At 70.6% G+C, this 3,043-nt stretch carries 3 protein-coding genes; 2 read left to right on the top strand and 1 reads right to left on the bottom strand.

What is annotated here, in order from left to right:
- On the top strand, positions 1–210 hold a 210-nt coding region (locus AAHZ94_RS31795; RefSeq protein ID WP_349997179.1), incomplete at its 5' end, for a hypothetical protein.
- Between the two features lie 27 nt (positions 211–237).
- On the opposite strand, the gene AAHZ94_RS31790 is transcribed toward AAHZ94_RS31795, so the two are convergent.
- Positions 238–834: a hypothetical protein gene (locus AAHZ94_RS31790; protein ID WP_349997178.1), complete on the bottom strand. Its 597-nt coding sequence runs from the start codon at positions 832–834 to the stop codon at positions 238–240.
- A gap of 512 nt (positions 835–1,346) precedes the next feature.
- On the opposite strand from AAHZ94_RS31790, the gene AAHZ94_RS31785 reads away from it, so the two are divergent.
- Complete coding sequence (locus AAHZ94_RS31785) at positions 1,347–2,849, top strand: glutamate-cysteine ligase family protein (protein ID WP_349997177.1); 1,503 nt, start codon at positions 1,347–1,349, stop codon at positions 2,847–2,849.
- Positions 2,850–3,043: the final 194 nt, after the last annotated feature.

The following is a 3,043-nucleotide window of genomic DNA, read 5'->3' as shown; positions in this document are numbered from 1 at the left end:
TCTTTACCTATGGCACCGGCTCGTCCGGCTGCCATGGTCGTGTTGCTTGAACCACTGAGCGACTTCCCAGGCGCCCCCCGCCCCCCCCCGCCCCGGGGGGGGGGGGGGGCCCACGGGAAGCGTGGTGCCGGTGGTGCCGCCCGCCCGGGGCGGCGCGGGCGGGGGCGGCGCGCGGTCGTACGACTGCGCCGGGGCCTCGGCGCGGGGTAGTGCTGCTCGCAGGGCGGGCGGGTTCGTTCAGGCGGGCGTTCCCAGAAGCGGCGCCGGGGTGAGCCGGAGCGTCAGCATCGGCAGCAGGTCCGCAACCTGGTGCGGCCGGTTGGGGGCGATGCCCGGCGGCGCCGGCGCGAGCGGCACCAGCAGATCGGCCGGGGCCGGCGGGCCGCCGGCCGGCTCGTCCGCCGTCTCGCGGTGCAGCCACAGGGTCAGCATGTACAGCTCGGGCACCGAAAGCAGCCTGGGCTGGTACGCGGTGGGCAGGGCGTCCGCGCGGCGCAGGGCCTGCTCGGTGGAGGTCACGTAGGGGCCCTCACAGAAGTGGGAGAACGCCCAGCCACCCGCTGTGAGCAGGGTTTCGGCTGCGGCCACGGCGTGTTCCGCGCCGACGATCAGGAAGCGCCAGCCGATGAGTCGGGTGATCGGCGCCGCTGCTTGCCCGGCACGGGGTGTCACATGGTCCAGAACGTGCAGGGGGAGCGGATGCGCGACGGTCAACGAGCCCGGTTCGACGCGTAGGGCGGGGGTACGCGCCTCATGGACGGCGGCGGGGGAACCGAGGGCCGTGAGGACGCTGCGCAACGCGGGCGCTGGGGCTGGGGAGACATGCAGCGGCATAGTCGCCTCTCACTTCAAGACAGGTGCAACGGGGGATGCGGACGGCACTGTCTGTGCACGGGTCAGATGAGGGCCGGTCTGATTGCCGGGTCGTCCTCTCTCTGCCTCGATTGGCGAGCTTATACGACAGGTGTTCCCTTTACCTTTCGCGGTACCTGTGCGGTCAACTCGGCAAGGTCCTATCCGGCCCTTACGTTGTGGTGATTGATCCGTTTCTGTGCCGCTTATTTTGAAGGTGCCTGCGGCTGACCGTGGCTTTTATCATGCCGTTGGAAGGCTGAAACTTGCCTGTCTTTTCTGCCGCGAAAAGTGGGGCGAGCTGGTAGGTCGTCATATGCCCAAGAAGGCCCCGCTGCGTTCGGTAACTGGAGCTTAGTCGTCCCACTGCGTGGACGGGGCGTTATCGATCACACCGCCTGGGCATCATCGACCGTGACTTCTCCCGGCTCCCTTCCTGGGCCGGGTTCCAGACGGCTGGCTCGGCCGTGACGCGGTCTAGGAGGGACGCTTCTATGGGTGAGAAGATCGTGGCAGGCGGGTTTGCCCTGTCCGATCGGCAGCGGCACCGTGAAAAGCTGCGGCAATGCCTTGACGCTTTCGCCCGACTGTTGAAAGAGAAGCGATTCGAGCGTCCCAAGAACCTCATGGGCCTGGAGATCGAGCTGAATCTCGCGGGACCCGACGGCATGCCACGGATGTTGAATGACCAGGTCCTCGAACGCATCGCGAGCGGGGATTTCCAGACGGAACTTGGTCAGTGCAACCTTGAAGTGAACATCGTGCCGCACCGCATGCACGGCCGGGTCTTCGACCAGCTATCCGAGGAGTTGCGTACCGGACTCGCATACGCCGACAGAAAGGCCGGAGAGGTCGCCGCCGGCATCGTGATGATCGGCATCCTGCCGACCCTGGCCGCCGATGACCTGGTGCCCGCCAATCTCTCCAGGGCCGACCGGTACCGGCTGCTCAATGACGAGCTGCTGGCCGCCAGGGGGGAGGACTTCACCATCGACATCGCCGGCGTCGAGCGGCTGACCTGCACGTCCGCCTCGATAGCGCCGGAGGCGGCGTGTACGTCGGTGCAGTTGCACCTCCAGGTGACGCCGCGCCGCTTCGCCGATGTGTGGAACGCAGCGCAGGCGGTGGCCGCGGTGCAGATCGCGGTCGGGGCGAATTCGCCCTTCCTCTTCGGGCGGGAGCTGTGGCGCGAGTCGCGCCCGCCGCTGTTCGTGCAGTCCACCGACACCAGATCGCCGGAGCTCAGCGCGCAGGGCGTACGCCCGCGCACCTGGTTCGGAGAGCGCTGGATCGATTCTGCACAGGACTTGTTCGAGGAGAACCTCCGCTACTTCCCCCCGCTGCTGCCGATCAGTAGCGACGAGGACCCGATGAAGGTGCTCGACGACGGCGGCGCCCCGCACCTCTCGGAACTGACGCTGCACAACGGCACCATCTACCGCTGGAACAGACCGGTGTACGCGGTCTCCGACGGGGTGCCGCACCTGCGCGTGGAGAACCGGGTGCTGCCAGCGGGGCCCACCGTCGCCGACGTCATCGCCAATACGGCCTTCTACTACGGCCTGGTCAGGGCCTTGTGCGAGCAGCCGCGCCCGGTGTGGACCCGGCTGCCGTTCGCGATGGCGGCGGAGAACTTCGACGTCGCCTGTCGGGACGGCATCGAGGCACGGCTGCACTGGCCGCGCCCGGGCCGCGGGCCGTCGGTGGCGCGTACCCCGGCCGTACGACTGGTCCTGGAGGAACTGCTGCCGCTGGCCGCGGCGGGCCTCGACGCCTGGGGCGTGGAGCCGACCGACCGGGACCGCTACCTCGGCGTGATCGCCGAACGCTGTCGCCGGCGGACCAACGGCGCCTCCTGGCAGTCCGACACCTACCACCACACGCTCGCGACCGGTCGGGCCAGGGAGGCCGCCCGCGCGGCCATGACACGCCGGTACTGCACCCTGATGCGTACCGGAGAGCCGGTGCACACCTGGCCGGTGGGCGCGGCGGGCTGAGCGCACGCCGGGGCGCCGCCGGGCCGGCCGTACACCGGGGCGGCGCCACCGGGCTCGGCGAGGGGGGGGGGGCCCCCCCCGGGGGGGGGGGGGGGGGGGGGGGGGGGGGGGGGGGGGGGGGGGGGGGGGGGGGGGGGGGGGAAGGGGGGGGGGGGGGGGGGGGAGAGGGGGGGGGGGGGGGGGGGGGGGGGGGG

This window comes from Streptomyces sp. HSW2009 (genome assembly GCF_040240285.1).
Lineage (GTDB): Bacteria > Actinomycetota > Actinomycetes > Streptomycetales > Streptomycetaceae > Streptomyces.
The sequence above is the reverse complement of the archived record's forward strand: the minus strand, read 5'-3'. Positions and strand labels throughout refer to the sequence as shown.